Below are 20,097 nucleotides of genomic sequence, written 5' to 3' on the forward strand. Positions count from 1 at the left end.
TTTGTATTCTATTGTCCGCCCTTTATTGTTTTGTATGAATGCGGAAAGGGCGCATTCTTTTAGTTTGTCCGCCTTGCATTTTATTCCACAAGCCTGTTTTAAAACAGCAAAATCAAATCAGGTTCAGGCGATGGGAATACAATTCCCTCATGCCGTGGGATTAGCCGCTGGATTAGATAAAAATGGCGAGCACCTAGATGCTTTGGCCAAGGTTGGATTTTCTTTTATTGAATTAGGAACGGTAACTCCACGACCCCAAGAGGGAAATCCTAAACCCCGCTTATTTCGCATACCGCAAGCGCAAGCCATTATTAATCGTATGGGATTTAATAATCAAGGGGTTGATGCTTTGGTGGCTCAGGTGAAAAAAGCGCATTATCAAGGTGTTTTGGGCATTAATATTGGTAAAAATAAAGATACATCTTTAGATCGAGCCGCGGATGATTATCTCTATTGTGTGGAAAAGGTGTATGAGCATGCTACTTATGTCACCATTAATATCTCATCACCCAATACTCCTGATCTGCGCCAATTACAACAAAAGGCCTATTTTGCTGATTTGTTATCGCAATTACAGCAGGCTCAAAAGCGTTTAGCTGATAAGTTTCAGCGCCATGTTCCCTTGGTTGTAAAAGTCTCTCCTGATGAAGAAATCGAAACACTGAAACAAATGACGGAAGTGATTTTAAGCCATGGTATAGAAGGGATCATTGCAACGAATACTACCTGTTCGCGTGAGGGAGTGGTTAGTTTACCTAATGCTGAAGAAGTCGGTGGGTTAAGTGGCCAACCCTTGCAAGAGCGCTCATTACAGTGTTTACGTTTGCTCAAAGAATATGTGGGTAATGCAGTCACCTTAATTGGAGTGGGGGGCATCAATAGCTGCGTCAGTGCTCAAGCTAAACTGGATGCGGGAGCTTCCTTGGTCCAGGTATACAGTGGTTTAGTTTATCAGGGACCTCGCTTAGTTCGCGAACTGGTTGCAGGATTAAAAACCAAATGAAATAAATAACCAAAGATTTAGTGGCCCAAATAGACGGTTGTATTAAACAGATTCCTATTTATATTAAGTCGTTCGGCTGAGGATTTGCTAGCAGTCGAGCCGCTTTAAAGGGAAAATAGGCTGGTTACCACGCCCGCATTAGCCATACATACTTAGCTAAACAGTCAAAGCACCCACATAAAAAAATTAAAACAACATCAACGATAACCTATTGTTTTAATATTAAAATTTTTAAAAAAAATATCTTAATCGCGATTTGAGTGTATTGATCATTAGCACTTCGGGTTAATAAGCGATACAATCTGAGCCATTTACTAACAACCCCAAATTCCCGATCAATGAAAAAGAAACATACGGTAAAAACCAGCGTCCTCTATAAGCGTTTACTTGCTTATGTCAAACCATTTTGGCCTGTTTTGGCATTAGGTATTGGTGCCAATATTTTTTATTCGCTAATCGATGCCGGTTTTACGTATATGATGCGGCCATTTTTTGATAAAGGCTTTATTAACATCGATATAGAATTCATTAAAAAAATTCCATACATTGTTTTAATTGGTATTACTTTAAGAGGATTAGTAAGCTCTCTGGGAAGTTATTGCATGACCTGGGTTGCTCGTTCTGTAGTTAAAGTGCTTCGCCAGAAAGTGTTTACCCATGTCTCACGTTTACCGGCTGATTTTTATGATGAAGCGACTTCAGGGCAATTGTTGTCTAAAATTCTTTATGACGTAGAGCAGGTAGCGCAGGTTAGTGCTGAAGCTTTAACCGATTTCGTCCAAAATACCTGTTTGATTCTGGGATTATTGACCGTAATGATGGTTATTTGCTGGCAATTATCGCTGATGTTTTTATTGACCATTCCTTTTGTTGGTTTCATTGTCAGCTATACCAACAAACGAGTTCGACGTATTAGCCATAAAGTACAAAAAACCATGGGTGAGGTGACGGAAATTGCCAGCGAAGCAATCGATGGTTATCGTGTGGTGCGTATTTTTGGTGGCCTTGATTATGAAAACGCGAAATTTAGTAAAGCAATAGAGCGTTCACGCCAAAACGACATGAAAGTTGCGGTGAGCAAAGCAATTAATGTGTCTGGTGTACAAATCGTGATTGCGATCGGTATTGCCGCCATTATTGCTGCGGCAATTCAACTCTCCACGGTAGTTATTGTATCTGCTGGTTCCTTTTTAGCGATTATTGCTGCGATGTTGCAGTTAATTAAGCCAATGAAAACCCTAACTACGTTGAATGCGGTCATTCAAAAAGGATTAGCTGGGGCTGAAAGTGTATTCAATTTATTAGATCAGCCCGTTGAAAACGAGCAGGGCAGCATATTGACCCAAAGAGCACGAGGCGAGATTGCGTTTAACCATGTTTCTTATGCATACCGTCAAGGCCAACACGTGTTACATGACGTGAGTTTTACTGCAGAAGCAGGCAAGACTATTGCTTTGGTAGGGCATTCAGGAAGTGGTAAAACGACTATCGCCAGTTTACTGCCCCGTTTTTATGAGATATCTCAGGGAGAGATTACTCTCGATGGCATGCCAATTAACCAAATTAATTTACGTAGTTTGCGTGAGCAAATGGCTCTGGTGAGTCAAAGCGTTACCCTTTTTAATGATACTTTAGCGAATAACATTGCCTATGGTCATTTAGATGTAAGTCGAGAGCAAATTATTCAGGCAGCAAAATTAGCGTTCGCCGATGAATTTATTAGTAAATTACCGGATGGTTACGATACACGTGTTGGTGAAAATGGGGTATTACTGTCGGGTGGACAACGCCAACGAATTGCGATTGCACGTGCCATTTTGAAAGATGCGCCTATATTAATTTTGGATGAGGCAACTTCAGCTCTGGATAGTGAATCAGAACGTTATATCCAAATTGCTTTGGAAGGCGTAATGAAAAACCGTACCACTTTAGTAATTGCTCATCGACTTTCTACTATTCAGCATGCGGATAAAATTATTGTGATGCAACATGGTCGAATCGTAGAAGAGGGTGCTCATCACGAACTGTTAGCGTTACAAGGGCATTACGCGCAATTGCACGGGGTGCAACAAACTAATCTACGGTATGAGGAAGCATTAATTTGATGTCCTCATTCATCGAAAATTTATGGTATGGAAACCATGCGTTACGATGGGTGTTTAGTCCTTTGTCCTGGGCTTATCAAGGTATTACTTCTTTACGACGATGGTACTTAGAGCGTTATTGCCAAATTAAGTGCCCAGTGCCTCTAATTGTCGTGGGTAATATTAGCGTTGGTGGGGTGGGGAAAACACCTTTAGTTGTTGAACTTGCTCGTCAATGCCAAGCCAAAGGATTATCTGTAGGCATCGTTAGCCGTGGCTATGGTGCTGCAATCAAAACCTTTCCTCATGAAGTGAGCCTTCAGGATGCCGCTAAAGATGTAGGAGATGAGCCTTTATTATTAGCGCAACGCGCTCAATGTCCAGTAGTGATCGCACCAAAACGAATGGATGCGGTGCGCTATCTTTTAGAAAAGCATCAGTGCCAAATTATCATCAGTGATGATGGGCTACAACATTATCGCATGGGACGTGCTATTGAAATTGCCGTAATTGATGGAACCCGAGGCTTGGGAAATGGCTTATGTTTACCGGCTGGTCCTCTGCGCGAATCGGCCGCTCGTTTGGATCAGGTAGATTTCGTTATCGTAAACCAGGGCAGTTGGAAGAATGCGTATCCGATGCAGCTAAGGCCTGGTAAAATAACGCAACTTAGCACTGGCGCGGAGATAAATCCCGAATCAGTCAGTGGAAAATGGGAGGCGATTGCGGCAATTGGGAATCCGCAACGTTTTTATTCCACTTTAAGCCAATTAGAGATAGAATTCGATACCTGTTCTTATCCCGATCACTATCAGTTTAAGCCGCAGGATCTGAACTATTTGAGCTCACCGATTATTATGACCGAAAAGGATGCAGTAAAGTGTCGCTCGTTTAGTTCCGATAATATGTATTATTTGCCCGTAAACGCAGTATTGGATGATGCATTTTGGAACGCATTGTGGTCACATCAACAGTTAAAAGGTTATTATTAATATGTTACCTATTCGACGTTGTGGTTTTTTATTTGGGATCTTATTGTTCATTAGTACTGTCTTGTTTGCTGCGGCAACAGAAGAAATAAAACTGGAAAGCAAACCTGTTGATCCAACTACAGGCAGTTGGACTTTTTCGGGAATGGTTAATAATGAAAGCGGCGATAAATACGGATATTTTTTTGCGATGCAACGTCAAGGCGAAAAATTTCATACCAAAGCTGCACTGATTGATGGCCAAACCAATCAGCTCGTTTTTTTCTATGAAGGTAATGAAAAAATTGAACAGGCCACTACTTCTTCTTTGGATTGGCATGTTGGCCATTCATTTATCCGTTATAACCCAATTAATGACAGTTGGATTTTCGGGGTGAAGGAACAGGATAAAAAGGGATTTAATTTTAAAGTAGATATGCTAAAACAAGAAAATCATAGCAGCGAAACTTTAGTTTTACGTCCTGGAGTTAAATTGCAGGCTTTACAAACCAGTCAGCTAAATGGGCATATCCAAGTTGATGACAAAGAGCAATTTGTTACTGGAAATAAAGCTTGGTTTGGTAAGTTAGTTTTAAGCGCGGAGCAAAAAGATCCTCATGACATTAGCACCACGTTCTGCCGCTTGAGCGACGATAATGGTTTTTATTCTGCGAACTTAAAAGAAAAAGATGCAACCAGTGCTGCGGTGGCGGGTTGGCTTGATCCTACGGGAAATCGCGTGAAAATGTCGCAGTTTGTGTCCATCAAATCTTTAGATAAAGATCAATGTATTGTTAATGTAGGATTGCCTAAGCTAACGTTAAAATTATTGAATACATTGAAGTCTGATGATTCCTCTCATTCCATTGCCGGTTTTTCTAAAGAAAATAAAGGTGCTTTTTGTTTTGTTACAGAGCAATCATTTAAAGAGCAGGCTACGGCATAAAATAATAGGAGCTGATTGGTTGTCGGCAACGTAACTGCCTCTCCTTCTACCGGCCAACTTGTCGGGGTTATGTACTTTATTAAATTAAATAAAAAACAGTCAGTATTGCGAACCAAGCGAAGCAGCCCAGCACTGAGTTTTAACGAAGCATCGCTCTGGGTTGCTTCACTAAGGCTTGCAATGACAAAATTGCATATCCCGTGAATCTAACCCGAAAGGGCTCCATTTAATGTAGGCTGGGTTGTCAAGCCCAAGTACTATTTTTACCATTACCTGAACGCTACACCTGCAACCAGGATTTTCTTAATGAATCGCTAAAACTACGCTCTGTTCCGGAGTAAACTCAGGAAACAATAGTTTAAACGGCGAAGAGAACGCTTTAAGTTTAGTGCTCTGCTCTATGGTACGCCAATCTAAAGGAGCTAACGTGGTCCTCTCTACACAAACACTCAATAACTGTTGTGTTGCTTTTCGCTCCATATTGCTGAGTACCGATTTATTAAAGAAGCAAAAATGTTGTTTTGAACTTCGGTCATCATACTCTTGCAAAAAGGTTTTCAGTTTCACAGCAAGATTAATAATCTGTTCCTCACGTTGAGCCGATGCCTTTATTTCTTGAATAGGGATGTTTAAACACCGACTTTGCAAATCCCAAACCTGAGCACATAAGGCATGACTACTGGCAATAATTTGCTCGTTGGTTTGGGGTAGAAACCAATGAATGAGTCGGGTCCAAAAAGAAGAGTGTTGTTTGCTATGATAGTCCACTTGCGCAATCATACGCATTACATAAGGAGACCATGCCTGCACATTTTCAAAATCTCCATTTTGCACAAATTGCTCTAATAAATTAACCAATTGGCGTAACTTTTTAAATTCCAAGCTAAAATCACGCTGATTTTTTTGCATGATTTGCTCTAACCAATTATTATAAGTACCAGTTTGCATTACGACATTCGATTCATTTAATAAATCTTTCGTAATTGCCTGAGCTAAGTGCAGATGGTAAGGATTACTTTTTCGCATAAATAAATCTAATTTTTGCGAAAAAGATAAGTTCTCTATTATTCCCGATTCAATCAAGTCCCGATTATTTTCAGGATTACTTAACTGCTCATCTGTTAATGAAACCTGATGGATATTCTGCTCTAATGTATCTGCTAAACGGCGCACACTTATAGTTACTTGTTGTTCCTCTTCGCTGGCAATACTTACGTGATAAGTCCGATTAGGAAACACGTTATTCAGTTGCGTTCTTACTAACGCAAGAACCTCATCTGCTTGCTCTCTTCCTCTGCAAAACCACCGTTCTTCTAAGGGGACGGTAACTTGATGTACTAATATGGGTTGGTTAATGTCTTCATGGAGCAATATGTCCATTAGTTGTTTTATTGATGCATATTGCTGTCTGGGATCTAGCCAAGATACAACATCACGGTGTGTATAAGGCTTAGTTTGTGCTTTAGGACCTAAAGAAACTAATGAAACATCATACTGCTGTGATGCCTTTAGTAATTGTTCTGGAGTAATGTATTGAGTATTTTGCTGCTGTTTATTGAATGTTTTTTCTGGGAATAAGTCATCGAGAATAATGATGGTTCCATGAGCTGCATCATCAAGCAAACAGGGACTCCCATTTAAATTTAACCCTTGATAATAATAAGTATTCCATATCGCTAATTGGCTATCTCCCGATAACTCACCAAGGAAGTTTGTCCAATATTTAAGTTGCTGTTTGCTTGTATTGCAATTAATAACCAGTATGAATTTGTTGGCAGGAGGAGTGTATTTAGGGCTGAGTTGTCCGGTTATCGTTTGTCTTTGAATTAGTGTTTTCTTTTCGCTGCGATTAATTGGTTGCAAATACAGGCTCATCTGATAAGTTTGTTGCTCGCCGAGTTCTGTTCCTGGTTTAAAGCGTTCACGATAAGTTATTTGATGATTGTTCTGTGGTTCTATGAAGGATATATGTTCGGAAACTAAAGAAAAGTTAGTATCAACAGCCGTCATTTCAACAAATAGTTCACGCCCTGCATATTTTCCTAGAGCCTTTGCTCCGATATTTTTCACCGTTGCCTGCAGTAGATGAGATTCATGTTCGGCAATAGAAAAATGCGTTGATTGCGCCTCGAGTAAAGCAGGGTACTGTATGTTTAGAGCATCACTAGCCCAGCTGTGTTGATAGGGCTGATTAAGGCGAATATTATGGGCTGCTACATTAATCTTGGCCGTAAGGTTATAGGGCTCATTTCCCATATGGCTGTATGGTTCTCTTATGCGAAACCGCAACGGAGCTGCCTCATTCGAATGAGTTGTTCCAGGCTGAATACTACCTGTAACGCTACCTGTTTGAATTAACTCCAAAAGTTCATTATTTTCCAACATTAATGGAATTAATTCGGGAGGGGACATCATTGTTAGTCCCGCATTTTCAATCCCATAAAATGCCGTAATGACATCACCTGGTTCCCATAGGCCACTATTTTCAGCGGCTTGGAAATGAATTGCTCGAGTAATTAATTTATAGGGAGTTAAATGATGGGTCGTCATTTCGCGCATCACATGAAAGTAAATTTGGCCTGCTTTTCCTTCCGCTCCTGGATATAAAGGGTAAGCATATGAACCACCATCGAAACCATCGCGACCATTACATCCACCAGAAGAATAGTGATGACGGTGGTGTGTTTCTCCCACTATACGACTATGGCTATTGCCTTCCGCATCGGTCCAATGTTCTGTATGATTTACAGTATAGGGTTCATTCCAGGAGTAAGATGAGCCTCCACGACCTCCTCGGCCACCACGCCCGCCCAAACCATGTCTTCCTGCCTTTCCCGGGATACCCGCTGAAACATCTATGGTGGAAATGGCGTCCAAGAGCGCTAAATTCTCTTGCCTTACCCAGACATCTACTTTACCACCATTGCCCGCTGGGCCACCATGAGTTCCTGCGTACCCGTGTTCCCCATCCTCACCGGGGCTTCCATTTTCTCCAGAGCGATATCTATCTGCATCGCATCCATCAATCCCGGGAGAACCATCACGGCCATTTGCGCCTATTTCTCCATCCAGACCATCGCCACCTACGGCTAATAAACGTAGCTTTTCAACAAAAGGCACCGTGAGGTTATGGGAACCGGTTATCGCAATTGTTGCGTTATGGTTCTCTTCAAGCACAATGTTTATTTCACCAGCATCGCTTTGTTCCGAGCCTGATACAGAAATTGTTGGCATATCACGTTGTCCTTTGAAATGGTTAATACGGATTAAGGGGTGATATCAAATATTTGCCCCGGTGCTAATACGCCTGAAAAATATAATTCGGAAGCATCACGATATAATTGGATGGAAGCGCCACTGTGACAGTAGCCATCGTAGTATAAATCAACGAATAAAGAGCGATGCGGGGCAATATCTACTCGATCATTTAACCTTTGGTCATATTGAATTAAGGCTAAAGCCGGTTTATCGGTGAGATTATTGATGCGTAATTCACATTGAGCAAAGGCGTTATAGCCACAAAAGAATAGTGCCGTTCCTAGAATAAGATGTCTCATGATGAAATCCCATGTGAAAAAACTTTCATTCTAAAATTGGAATAAAATCATACACTAAATTCAAGCATTTGCAAATGATAATAGTCTTTATTACGAACAAAGTGCGGCAATAAGGGGCGTTTTGGGATTGTTTAAGCTTGGGGGCATTTTTGTAAGGAAGGATTATCTTTTTGAATATTTTCCATTCCATTGCTGTTTTTTTCAGGCAAGTAGTGTGACAATATGCTAGCAATAACTAGAGCTATAGGGACGCTCAACAAGGCAAATTGGTAATCTGCCAAAGTATAATGCCCGGAGTGATTACTCGAGTAATCCAAAAAGTAGCCTATTAGTGGTTGCATGAGAGGAGCAGAGAGCATCCCTAAGGTATTGGTGAATCCAGTACATGCAGATAAGGATTCAGGGGGGGCAAGTTCATTAGAAATCGTGAATGCAAGCATGTAAGCGCCGCAGAGTAGTCCAATCAAAAAGAGAAGAGCTCCGGTAAGATGAGTGCTTTGCATCGGTAAATAAAGAACAACCAATAAGAGTAATGCAGTCGATAAACAAGAGAAATGAATTAGCGGTTTGCGTCTGCTGAGAATGATGGATAACCAGCCATAAATAGGGCAGCTTAAGCCAGCCCCCAATAAAACCATAGAGGTCAGGATACTGGCCGTTTTAATATCGCAATGCAATTTAAGTTGTACAAAAGGAACCGCCCACATTGCTGCAAAAACAGTGATTACGGAAAATTCCAGTCCGACAAATAGACCATTAATCCAAATCAATTTGTCTTTCAGCATAAGGGCTAATTGCTTGTTATATTGCTGTTGGTTTTGTGGCTCAGGTTTATTGCTAGGAATAACCATACGGCATAGACCGGCAATAAATATTCCCACAGTTCCTGCAATAGCAATAAAGTATCTCCAGCTAATTTGGCTAATCAGGGCTCCCATCCCTACCATGCCCGTTACGGTGACCGTAAATCCTAAGGTTTCAGATAAACCAATCATAAAGGCGTATTGTTTCAAGGCGAAGTTTTGCCGTAATACACGCGTTAAACCAACGAAAGCAAAAGCAGAACCAGCTCCAATAATCAGGCGACCACAGAATAATACAGGTAGGGTATGCCCCATGGAAAAAATAAAACAGCCACAGGCACATAAGAGGGCATTAACGGATAATAAGGTGCGCGTGTTATAGCGATCAAACAGTAAGCCAACGGGGATTTGTAAACTGGTATATACATAATAAAATGAACTGCTTAAAAGTCCTGCTGTCAGCGCAGAGATACCTTGCTCGTGCATGATTGCACCGATAACAATACCAGAAGATAATTGTAAAAAAAATTGGAATAATAAAAAGGAAACGCCAACCAGCCAGATGATAATACTTTTTGAGCTTTGCGATGGTGATGTATTCAATACGATCATTCCCCATATTTAACTGTGTACTGAGAATACACATTTTAAATAAAAGCCCGAATATATAGGATTGCGGGCTAGGTGTAAATTTATTTTCGGGGTTGGACTTAATTATTGCTATTTTATGTACCAATACGGGATGATTTCTAAGGAAAATCCATGATAGGAGGCTACCATATTATAAATATAAACTCAGGGTTAATGTATTTCAGGGGGGAGCATTTAACACGAAATTAATAGGCATTTTGTTATTCAATACTTTCAGTGTTCAATTGCGTCATATACGCCTAAGTTGGCAATAATTATCTTTAAACCAAGTTTGAGGTACTCACGGGGTCAAGCCACCTTCATTTGCATAAGCCTAAGGCATTGATGCCAATTTATCCTGATTGTCACTACTAAACAAATGAGTAAGCCAATGCCAGAAGCCAGTTTGCTGAGCAGGCTCTGAGGTTTGGAACAAGGTGTACTGCTCTAAGGCACTGCGAGGCTTACATATTTTCCTTAAACTCGCTAATTCCTCATTGAACAGATCCTCAGTTGAGGATGAGTCATTTGCATTCGCTTTGTTGTTAATGCGCTCAATAATATCATCTAATTGCGATGCATATTTCCCTAAACGAGAGTTTTTAATGCTTCTTTTGAGTTGTTCTCTAGCACTTTGTTCATCAGTAAATTGAAGCCCTTGAATCATATCTTTTTTAAATTGCTTAGTGTACGAATTAATTAAAATAGCATATTCAAGCACATACAGTTCTTCTTTAGTGGCTGCTGATTTAATAAGGTTTTCATAATGTTTAGCTCGTGTTTGACCACGGCTGTAATCAAAAAGATAGGATAAGTAGCTCAGGGTTTTATCGCGATGGCCAAGGTAATTTTCAATAGCTTGGGTGCATTTTTGCTGTTGAATGGTTAACTCACTAAAGGCGTGGCGATAAATTTGCTTATCCAAATTAAGGTTATTTTCAATCATGGCCAATTCAATGCGAGCTAAACCTTCCTGGATTTCTTTATTCAAAGGTGTTGCAATATGCTGGAGTACATTAGCACTCAGACCTGAAAGCAAATTAAATAAACGAGGTCGCATATCTGCTTTATCAAAATGAGCTTCCAAATTTTTAATATAAGCCTTCATAATGAGTTCGGCTTTATCTTCGATTTGTTGCTGCAGCCCCAAGTCAAGGACATTTAACTGTACAGATTGCTCAAGTATGTTGGCAACAACATCCCATTTTTCCTGGGTCAGTGCTTCAGAAAGCAAAGCTTCCAGGGTATATTTTCTGAGGAAAAGCGGTAATATTTTGGCAGTGGTCACCGGATTCTGTAAGAAGATTAGCACATTTTCATCCACATTAGTGGGTAAATCATTCGCCTCGCCAAACATGACATTAAAGCGTTCTTCATTTTCTTCTTTAAGCGCGCGTTTTAAAGGCGACATGTAGAGGCTGGTTTTTTGAAATTTCAAATCGGTTTCTGGATTTAAAATGGTTTTTAGAAGTTCTTCTCTTGGATTTTTTAAGCCAATTTTAAATAAAAGTTGATACAGTCTGCCATAGCTTTGCTGATAAGTAATCTCAAAATAAGCGGGTTGATCGTGTTCACCAAAAAGCTGTTGAATTGACTGTCGGATTTCTTCTTCGTCCAAATTAGGGGCTTTAGTAAGTAATAAGTTTGCTATTTTTCCTTGCTTTTGCGCACAGCTGTAGAAATAAAGTGCTTTATAATCCAAGCTTAAATCAATTGGTGATTGGACTAGAGTTTCAATGATTTCATAATGACCTCGGGCAACGACTTGTTCAACTACACTCATTAGTGGTTGCTCGAGGGTGTTGATGCGCTCAGGAGTTAAAAATTTCTCTACTAACTTTTTTTTGTTATTGGCTAGTGCGGCAATCAATAATTCTTCGGCCTGTTTGGGGCTTAGCTCTCGCTCTTCTGGCGTCAAATAAGCAACCACATCAAGCAGATTACTTTGGATTAATCGAGGAAGTAATTCCTGTCTTTGTTTTAACTGAGGATTGATTTGGATGAGCTTAATTACTGCCTCTTCATTTTTGGCCTCAATTAAGTCATCGCATAATTCATTTAATTCTTTTTCAGTCCACTGAACTGTTTGAGCTAATGCACCTGCTAGGTGGAGTAATTTCTGTTTAAAGCAATTTGCAATAAACGTTTTCCCGTTGGGATCTTGAAGTTTAACAGCCAGTGTTTCTGGAGGCAGAAAACGAGCGGCCTGATTTAGTTTTTTTAATTTGGCTAGGTTATCTAATGAATTATTTAAAGCAACATTAAAGAATTGGGGGGCATGTTGTGCATAATGTCTGGCCACAGATACAAGGTTCATTCGCAAACTGCTGTCTATAATCTGTTGTTTTACCTTTTCTGATGCGGCATCAAAAGAATTAAAAATGATTGAGTAATCGTTATTATCATGGCACAAAGCTAATAGTTTGTCGGTATTTTTTCCTACAGGTAGGACATCAAAACCTATGTCGGCAAGGATGTTTAGTTTGGTTAAATGTTCATTTGCCAATGCATCTTCATAAAAATGCTGCAAGGTATCCAGATCAAAGCTAAAGCCGTGCTCTAATATTTTTTCATGCAGCCATTTGCTCATTTTGCTATTGCTATCCATAATGGCAATCATTAATGCGCTTTGTAGTGGCTCTTCTGAAAAATTAGCGGGTGCTGCACTAATAAGTTTTTCTTTATTCAGAAAGACCAAAATACCTAGAAGGGATACAGAACCGATGGTAGCACCTAGATCGAGTTCTTTAACCTGACTTTTTGTAATCCGTTCCCATAAATCGTGTTGCTTGCTTTGTATTGCCCAGGCGCCAGCGATTAATTTAAAAATAGATTTATCTTTTCTATTCATGCAGCGTGCTAGTAATTGAGCATCCTGAATATCTGGAATAAATCCTTTATCGAGCAGTTTTTTTAAACTGACAACACCAATATGTTCAATTACTTTAGGGGTAAAAGCAGCTCTTAGAAATTCTGGGCTAATCGGAACATTAAGTAATGTATCTAACAATTGTTGTTGATTGGTGATTGACGCATATTGAATATGTTTTACTAACTGCTGAGGGGATAAATCACCTAAAAAGCGCTCGAGTGTAATTGGGTCGTTATGATGCACGAGGGTTAGGAATCGCAGGTGATCAAGATAGGTTTGATGTTCTTGAGCGAGTCCTAAGTGTTCGCAAAGGGTTATAAATTCGCTGAAGTCGGCTATGGTTTTCAGGCATCGCGACTGTTTTGTCACTGGATTAATAAGAAGTTCTTGAAGTCGCTCTTTTAAGAGCACTTGTTCTTCCACATTAGGGTAATGTGTTTGATAATGGGCAATTAGTTTTTTGGCCGTTTCAATATTTCCAACATAAAAATTGAGCCCAATACTTCTGAGTAATGCTTTTTTTATAGAAACTGATTTGGGTTGTTTTAACAAGATTTCAATGACTTCTGGAATTAAATGAGCCTTAGTTAAATCTTCCCAATTAGCCGTATCTTTCTGCGCTAAATAATCTATGCTCCTGATATCGCGTGCCATCGCTGAAAATTCACACGTAGGCTGTTCTGCTTTGCCCATCGGCCTTGATGCTACGAGCGGGTGAAGTTCGGTTGGTGTAGGGTAGGTTGCTGCTGGCATATTGGGATTTGCAAAGGTACGAAGAGTAAGGCCAAATACTTTATCTCTGTATCCAAAGCAATTTTTAAGTTCTTGAATAACTTCTTTTGCTGAGGCAAATTCTTTCGTTTTTTGTTGGTAGTTTGGATCGTAAAGGGAGTATGTTCCATTTTTAAAGGATATTGCAACGGCGTGATTGTGACTACAGATATAATAAGCTCGGTCAGTGCGGGTAATTTGCTCTAAAATCTGCGCCCATTCCTGTTCTTCAGCCACTAAACCAAAGTTAAATTCATTGCTTAAGGGTTTGGTACCCACGTGCAGTATTTTGTCTAAATCACCTTGAATTAATTGGTGGCCACTGTAGTCTTCGGGATTATAGACTTTTTCTATTTGGATGATAAAGTCATCAATTAGCGGATCATCACCAATGCGATAACTGGGAGGAAGGTTTGCTAAACGCTCGATAATGGCAAAAAATTGGTGAGTTTTGTTCTCTACGCTGTATTTCACATACAAACCCGCTAAGCCCGCACAAACACCTAAACGATTTAAGGCAAATTCAGTATTTTCTTTCTGTTGCAGACACAGGTTGACTGCATTAATAATTCTAATTTGACTTGGCATAGAGCCCCTGATAATTGCAATCTTATTGGTGAAATTATAACCAATTTGTATTTGAAGCACAATCTACTTTAAATAAATTATGAGTGTTTTGTGTACAGTTTGGGACTCTTGCAATTTTATTGCTACTCCAATAGTCTGTATTAGAATTATTACTCAAAAGGAGTTGTTTATGCCAAAAGAAGCAACAAGTACAGAAAAAGTAGCTCATACCGCAATCGTAGTAGGTTTATTCAATTTAATTTCAATTCCAGCTTTTTTTGCTGATTCGCGTTTGGGGGCTGGTTTATTGGTATTGATAACAGGAACAACGTTTTATCAGTTTAACAAAATAGGCGAACCAACGAGGCCAATCGGGAATATGGTTAATAAAATGAATAATTTTTTTGCGCCATACACGGGAGACCCAAGTACAGACCTAGAGAACACAGCTCGTAATATAATTAATGGTGGTGACTCTGTATATCAACAGCTTTTTTCTCAGAACAGGCCATAGAAACAGACTGTAACTTATTAGCTCAGCGTAATACGGGATCACTGCTGAATTGACGTATTGATCCCGAATTACCCTCTATCCAATCTTAGGATACTTGATGAACCTTCACGACCATTCCCAAATGATCATTATCTAAATAATAAACTGTATCACCTTTTAAACGTTGTTTTTGGCTTATGCTCATTGATGCTTGTGGATTACCAGGAGGAGATACCTGAATATTCGCATCGAAATTATAATAAGCACTTTGGGTGATGCGCAGCGTGCCTTGCATTTGCCATCCATTATGTTCAACCAAAGGCAGGGCAACAGAGCTTTGGTTATTCGCAGGTTGCCTCCATGAATAATGTCCTAGAACTGGGTGGGGCGAGCGGCGGCTTAGTAAGTAATATTGATCTTTTAAGCTGGAGTAGGAGTTAGACAGCAAGCAATAAGGCTTCTGGGTTTTTTCCGAACTGGATCTTAAGGAAATAGCATTCGTGTAGGCCATGGGAATTAAGGGAGAATCTAATCCTGGTCCCGAATTTTGTGTCGTTGAAGGGTTTTGCGCAAAGACAATGAGGTCAATTTGATAATTTGGTTTTGCGAAACTAAGACAAGAATACAGTACTGTTATTGTAATGATAAGTAGTCGTTGCATGATTTAAATTCTTTGGTTTTTCAGCATTATATACTTAAGAAATACCAAAACGCTATTAGGCTTTATGCTTATATGAATTAACTATTTATCTGTATGTGTTTTGTTAGTTTTTCGGACCTTTGACGCGGGTGTAGGAGTCTAGGAATGTGGCAAGATCGTTAGATACCGCGGTCACGTCGCGGTAATTCGACCATTTAAACCACACAATACCAAGCTTCGAGCAGTGCTGTTAATACCTGTTCAAGGCCGTACTTTTTATTCCACTACAATTGGAGGAAACTTATCCGCATAATTAATTGGCTTTTTGCCAAGAGCAATCACGGCACGCATAGCAGTTTTTATAAACGCATCGGTTAAATTGTTACGGGCTTGAGTTGCCGTTGGACGACCTTCGTCACAATGCTCCCGTATGGAGCCATTCAATGGAAGTTGCCCTAACAAGCTGCATTGATGGGTTGCAGACAAAGCCTCTGCACCACCAGCACCAAAAATCGCTTCCTGATGACCACATTCGCTGCAAATATGGGTGGACATATTTTCCACAATACCGAGTACATCGATTCCTGTTTTAGAAAACATGTTTATTGCTTTTTGTGCATCTAGGGTAGCAACGTTTTGTGGGGTCGTCACTACAATTGCTGCAGTCAGTGGGATTTTTTGCACTAAAGTCAGCTGAATGTCGCCGGTTCCGGGAGGTAAATCAATAAATAAATAATCCAGTTCATCCCAAAGAGTAATGTCCAGCATTTGAATTAATGATTTAGCAAGCATAGGACCACGCCAAATTAATGCGTGTTCATCCTTCGTTAAATAACCAATAGACATCGCTTGGACTCCATGGGCTTTAACGGGTAAATAGAAATCACCTTGCAGCTGCACTGGCTCCGTTTTCCCCAGCATAAGTGGCATACTTGGGCCATAAATATCAGCATCAAGAATACCTACACGCGCGCCTGTACGGGCTAATGCAGTGGCTAAATTAACAGTTACGGTTGATTTACCGACCCCACCTTTACCTGAGGCGACAGCGATGGTGTTTTTAACACCCCGTAATCCTTTACCCGCTAATTGAGTACGATGCGGCTTAATCAATTGCTCAATGGTAATTGAGATCTCATAATTGGGAAACTGGGTTTGTAATGCAGAAAGCATGAGCGGTTTATAATTTGCTTCGAGCAAGAGCGCGGGGAAGCCGGCGACTAGATCGATAAATAATTTATCTTCCCTAGCTTCGACCTTACACTGTAAATTCATCTCTTTGCTAGTACACTCCAAAAAGGGATCTTTTAGGGTATTTAATATGCTTAGTACCGTGCTTTCAACAGTCATTACGAACCTTTATTGCAAAAGGTGAATAATAGCTCAGGGCTTTGTTGATAACAAGGCAAAATCAAGGCTTCCTGCCAGAGTGATCTTGATTACACGGTGCAGGCTATTGGCTATGAGCCGGTTCGTATTGCCATTTGACCCAGTGATTTGTGGGGAGGTAATAAATTCCACAGTAAATGGGCAGATGCGTACGCTCCGATAGATAAACACCATACTCATTTAGCTGGGCTTGATGTTTAACTAAGCTATGTTTATCTTCTTTCCCTGTTTTAAAATCGATAATCCATAGTTTACCATCGTCTTCAAAGGTTCGGTCAATGATGCGGGTAATGGGACGATTTTGAGGAGCCACTAGCAATTCATATTCATTCTGTTCTTTAGCATGGGAGGTAATAATCCAGGAACCAATTTGATCCTGAGTAAGGCGAGTTATTTGCTCTTGAAGTATCTGCATTGCATCGTTTTGCATGCCTTCATCAAACCCCAATTTTTTGAATTCATAACGGGCTAAATTCCAGGGGACATCATCTAATGATTCTGGATGATTATCACAGATCCATTGTAAGAGTTGATGGGTAACAATTCCGGTTAAGCGGGGAATATTCGATACTAAAGTGGAGGGCGCATTCCGCGAGAATGGCTCATCATTTTCGGATTGCTGGTTTTGGTAATGATGCAAGGGAAGCTGTACTAATTTGGGTAAGGGGCGTTCGAGTTCTTCCATGTTGCCAGTGGATTCATCATCAGCAAAACTCTGATTTTTTAATAAACTACGAAATGAGCTTTTTGACGATTTTTCACTATTATCCATTAGGTATAAACGTGATTTTGCTCGTGTTACGGCAACATAAAGCAAGCGTTGTATTTCATAGCTTCCTTTGACTTCATCCAATTGCCCGAGATAATCATAAACTGGGCAACGATCAAGATGGGCTGCCTGTATGGGAGACATGAGTAACAAATTATCCTGGTCTTGGGTGGGTAAATTGAGCCACCTTAACATCGGTGAATCACCGCGATTGGCTTGGGAACCTAGGCTGGGTAAAAACACGGTATCAAATTCTAAGCCTTTCGATTTATGAATAGTCATCACGTGTAATGTGGAGGGGGTTACTTGTTGGGAATATAGCTTATTAAATTCTTGCATGAATTCTTTCATATTTGATAAGCGTCCATCGAGCTCGTAGCGATCAAGCAGGGACCAGAATTGCTCCAGATCATTCAGTTGTGCTTGATTCAGTACCTTATCAACATGCAAGGCATTAAGGGTGTTAATTACCCAAGTTGATAGTTTGATTTCATAGCGATGCGACAATGCCTGTTGCATCACGCGAATAAAAAACTGAGCTCTAATTAATCCATCTTCACTTAAGCCAGCAATTTTATGTAACTGCAATAAAGCACCATAAATGGATTTCTTTTTATTATATTGGGCAATAGTATGTACGTCTGACAAGGACATACCACAGTAAGGACTACGCAGCATGGACAACCAAGTAAGACGATTTGCCGGTGATAATAAAGCTTGAGTTAATGACCAAACATCGCGTAAATGGGGCAGGTTTGCCAATAAGGTAATGTCTGTGCCTTGGTAGGGGATTTGGTATTGTCGTAATAAGCGAATAATTTCAGCAAGTTGGCTGCGCGAGCGTACTAAAATGGCGATGCTTTGCTCTGGATTTATTTGCTGTTCTGTTTGAATAAGCTGCATCATTTTTTCTGCTTCTTGTTCACGACCTTGGAATTGCCATGCATGAACAGCGCTGTGTTCATCATTCTGAATCACGTTAACGCTGGGGTGAAAAGATACGGCACCCGATTCAATATCCACTTGTTTTGGGAATATTTGTGCGAATTGTTTATTGACCCAACTGACAATCGTTTCTGTGGAGCGAAAATTACAACTAAGTTCTAAAGGGGTAAGTTGTACAGGACCAATTCCATGTTCTTTTGCACGGAAAAATAAACCTACTTCCGCCTGTCTAAAACGATAAATTGATTGCATGGGATCGCCAACCAGAAATAGTGTTTTCCCATCCCCGGATTGCCAACCATGGACTAATTTATTGAGTAGTTCAAATTGCGTGATGGAGGTATCCTGAAACTCATCAACCAATAGATGATGAATGGCGTTATCCAAATACAAGGCTAAGTCAGTAGGATTATCTGACTCCCCCAGAGCGATCAGTGCCTGTTGCGAAATCGCCGTAAAATCGACTTCATTATGCTCACTAAAGAGCAGATACAAATGGCCAACAAGCAGTGGTAGCAGTATAAATAAGGCTTGTAATACTTCCCATTGTTCTAGATCGTATTCAGGCTTAGGCAAATTACTGACTTGGATTAAGGTCTCAATAAAGTCTGGATAGTCACCCAGTTGCGTTAAGAGTTCTTTGCTGGCATTTTTAAGTTGTTTGTATTCAGCAGCAGGGCACGAGCTACTTAACAGCCCTACATGATGGTCAAAACTTTTACGTAAATTCAAATCGCCGGTTAATAAGGTTTTACTTAAGGCGGTTGCAATTTTCTGGTTTGTGTGTTGAAAGCTATGCCAATCTTGCAGCAAATAGCGAGGAGAGTCTGGATTATTTTCAATGCATGCGAGTTCGCGTACCCGTTGCACCAATTCATCGGCTAACTGAAAGGGAAGACTTTCTTTAAACCGAGCTAATTCATGTTCTTCGATTAAAGTTAATGCTTGTTCAAAAATAGCTTTATCCTGAGTCCTTGCCTGAAAGAGGGGATAGAGCCATTGATCGCGTTGAGCGAGTAACTCTTTAAATAAATCCAACAAAAGTTCTTGGCGATTATCTACATGTAATAGGAGGGTTTTTATTGCATGTTGATATTCTGGATTCGCTAAAGCAAATTGAATACAGGCTCTGCCCGCGTTTAAATAATGGCTTTCTGCTTTATCAGTAATTTGCGAGTAAGCAATTTGTTTTTCCAGTAATGGAATTGCCTGATTAATGCTTTGGCACAACGAGTCTATGGTGACAATTTTTAGACGACTAGGCTGGTTGAGCAAATCCCATTGATATTGGCTATTGCGCTGGAGCGCACTCTGAGCAAATTCAAGCGTCATTTGCTGATGTGCACTTTTTGCTTCGATATTTTGTGCAGCTTGTTGCAAGGCTAGAAGAATACGCTCGCGCATTTCACTCGCAGCTTTACGAGTGAAGGTAAGGGCGATAATTTGTTCTGGTGCTGTGACCGTACTTAACAAACGTAGATAACGCTGTGTCAAGATTTCTGTTTTTCCAGAGCCGGCGGGAGCTTGTACGATGAATGATTGAGTTGGATTAGTCGCTTGACTTCTTTGATGGCTATCAACAAGCATGATGGGGGTAAAACTCCTAACAAAGGGTATGGGTCATCTTGAGAAAATTGTATCATGAATAGCTAAATCCTCT

At 40.2% G+C, this 20,097-nt stretch carries 12 protein-coding genes; 5 read left to right on the forward strand and 7 right to left on the reverse strand.

What is annotated here, in order from left to right:
• Nucleotide 1 precedes the first annotated feature (1 nt).
• The 4 genes from ACD661_RS01645 (at nucleotide 2) to ACD661_RS01660 (ending at nucleotide 5,001) form a co-directional block, all read left to right on the forward strand.
• The gene (locus ACD661_RS01645; protein ID WP_400187200.1) at nucleotides 2-1,003 is read left to right on the forward strand and encodes a quinone-dependent dihydroorotate dehydrogenase; all 1,002 of its coding nucleotides are present in this window, start codon (nucleotides 2-4) and stop codon (nucleotides 1,001-1,003) included.
• Nucleotides 1,004-1,341: 338 nt separating this feature from the next.
• Nucleotides 1,342-3,108, forward strand: coding sequence for a lipid A export permease/ATP-binding protein MsbA (gene msbA, locus ACD661_RS01650; RefSeq protein WP_400185834.1), 1,767 nt, complete (start codon nucleotides 1,342-1,344; stop codon nucleotides 3,106-3,108).
• Nucleotides 3,108-4,079 (forward strand): tetraacyldisaccharide 4'-kinase, encoded by a 972-nt coding sequence (gene lpxK, locus ACD661_RS01655; protein WP_400185835.1) that lies wholly within the window; start codon nucleotides 3,108-3,110, stop codon nucleotides 4,077-4,079. The genes msbA and lpxK overlap by 1 nt, the downstream gene beginning before the upstream one ends.
• A gap of 1 nt (nucleotide 4,080) precedes the next feature.
• Nucleotides 4,081-5,001 carry a hypothetical protein gene (locus tag ACD661_RS01660; protein ID WP_400185836.1) on the forward strand — a complete coding sequence of 307 codons (921 nt, stop codon included), beginning with the start codon at nucleotides 4,081-4,083 and terminating at the stop codon, nucleotides 4,999-5,001.
• A 303-nt stretch (nucleotides 5,002-5,304) separates the two neighbouring features.
• Here ACD661_RS01660 and ACD661_RS01665 read toward each other — a convergent pair whose 3' ends face one another.
• The 4 genes from ACD661_RS01665 to ACD661_RS01680 all read right to left on the reverse strand — a co-directional run bounded on the left by ACD661_RS01665 (nucleotide 5,305) and on the right by ACD661_RS01680 (nucleotide 14,222).
• A complete protein-coding gene (locus tag ACD661_RS01665; protein WP_400185837.1) occupies nucleotides 5,305-8,235 on the reverse strand; it encodes a collagen-like triple helix repeat-containing protein in 2,931 nt (976 codons plus the stop codon).
• Between the two features lie 32 nt (nucleotides 8,236-8,267).
• Nucleotides 8,268-8,558 carry a hypothetical protein gene (locus tag ACD661_RS01670; protein WP_400185839.1) on the reverse strand — a complete coding sequence of 97 codons (291 nt, stop codon included), beginning with the start codon at nucleotides 8,556-8,558 and terminating at the stop codon, nucleotides 8,268-8,270.
• A gap of 131 nt (nucleotides 8,559-8,689) precedes the next feature.
• Entirely contained in the window at nucleotides 8,690-9,964 is a 1,275-nt protein-coding gene (locus ACD661_RS01675) for an MFS transporter (RefSeq protein WP_400185840.1), read from the reverse strand.
• 361 nt (nucleotides 9,965-10,325) lie between these two features.
• Nucleotides 10,326-14,222: a hypothetical protein gene (locus ACD661_RS01680; protein WP_400185841.1), complete on the reverse strand. Its 3,897-nt coding sequence runs from the start codon at nucleotides 14,220-14,222 to the stop codon at nucleotides 10,326-10,328.
• Nucleotides 14,223-14,391: 169 nt separating this feature from the next.
• Between ACD661_RS01680 and ACD661_RS01685 the strand changes: the two genes are divergently transcribed.
• Nucleotides 14,392-14,715 carry a hypothetical protein gene (locus ACD661_RS01685; RefSeq protein ID WP_400185842.1) on the forward strand — a complete coding sequence of 108 codons (324 nt, stop codon included), beginning with the start codon at nucleotides 14,392-14,394 and terminating at the stop codon, nucleotides 14,713-14,715.
• Nucleotides 14,716-14,800: 85 nt separating this feature from the next.
• On the opposite strand, the gene ACD661_RS01690 is transcribed toward ACD661_RS01685, so the two are convergent.
• From ACD661_RS01690 to ACD661_RS01700, 3 genes are all read right to left on the reverse strand, one after another.
• Entirely contained in the window at nucleotides 14,801-15,355 is a 555-nt protein-coding gene (locus ACD661_RS01690) for a CsiV family protein (protein ID WP_400185844.1), read from the reverse strand.
• Between the two features lie 255 nt (nucleotides 15,356-15,610).
• On the reverse strand, nucleotides 15,611-16,684 hold the full coding sequence (gene apbC, locus ACD661_RS01695; RefSeq protein ID WP_400185845.1) for an iron-sulfur cluster carrier protein ApbC: 1,074 nt from the start codon (nucleotides 16,682-16,684) through the stop codon (nucleotides 15,611-15,613).
• A gap of 103 nt (nucleotides 16,685-16,787) precedes the next feature.
• Complete coding sequence (locus ACD661_RS01700) at nucleotides 16,788-20,024, reverse strand: UvrD-helicase domain-containing protein (RefSeq protein WP_400185846.1); 3,237 nt, start codon at nucleotides 20,022-20,024, stop codon at nucleotides 16,788-16,790.
• Between the last annotated feature and the right edge of the window lie 73 nt (nucleotides 20,025-20,097).

It is taken from the genome of Legionella lytica, assembly GCF_044626755.1.
In the GTDB taxonomy this organism is placed as follows: domain Bacteria; phylum Pseudomonadota; class Gammaproteobacteria; order Legionellales; family Legionellaceae; genus Legionella; species Legionella lytica_A.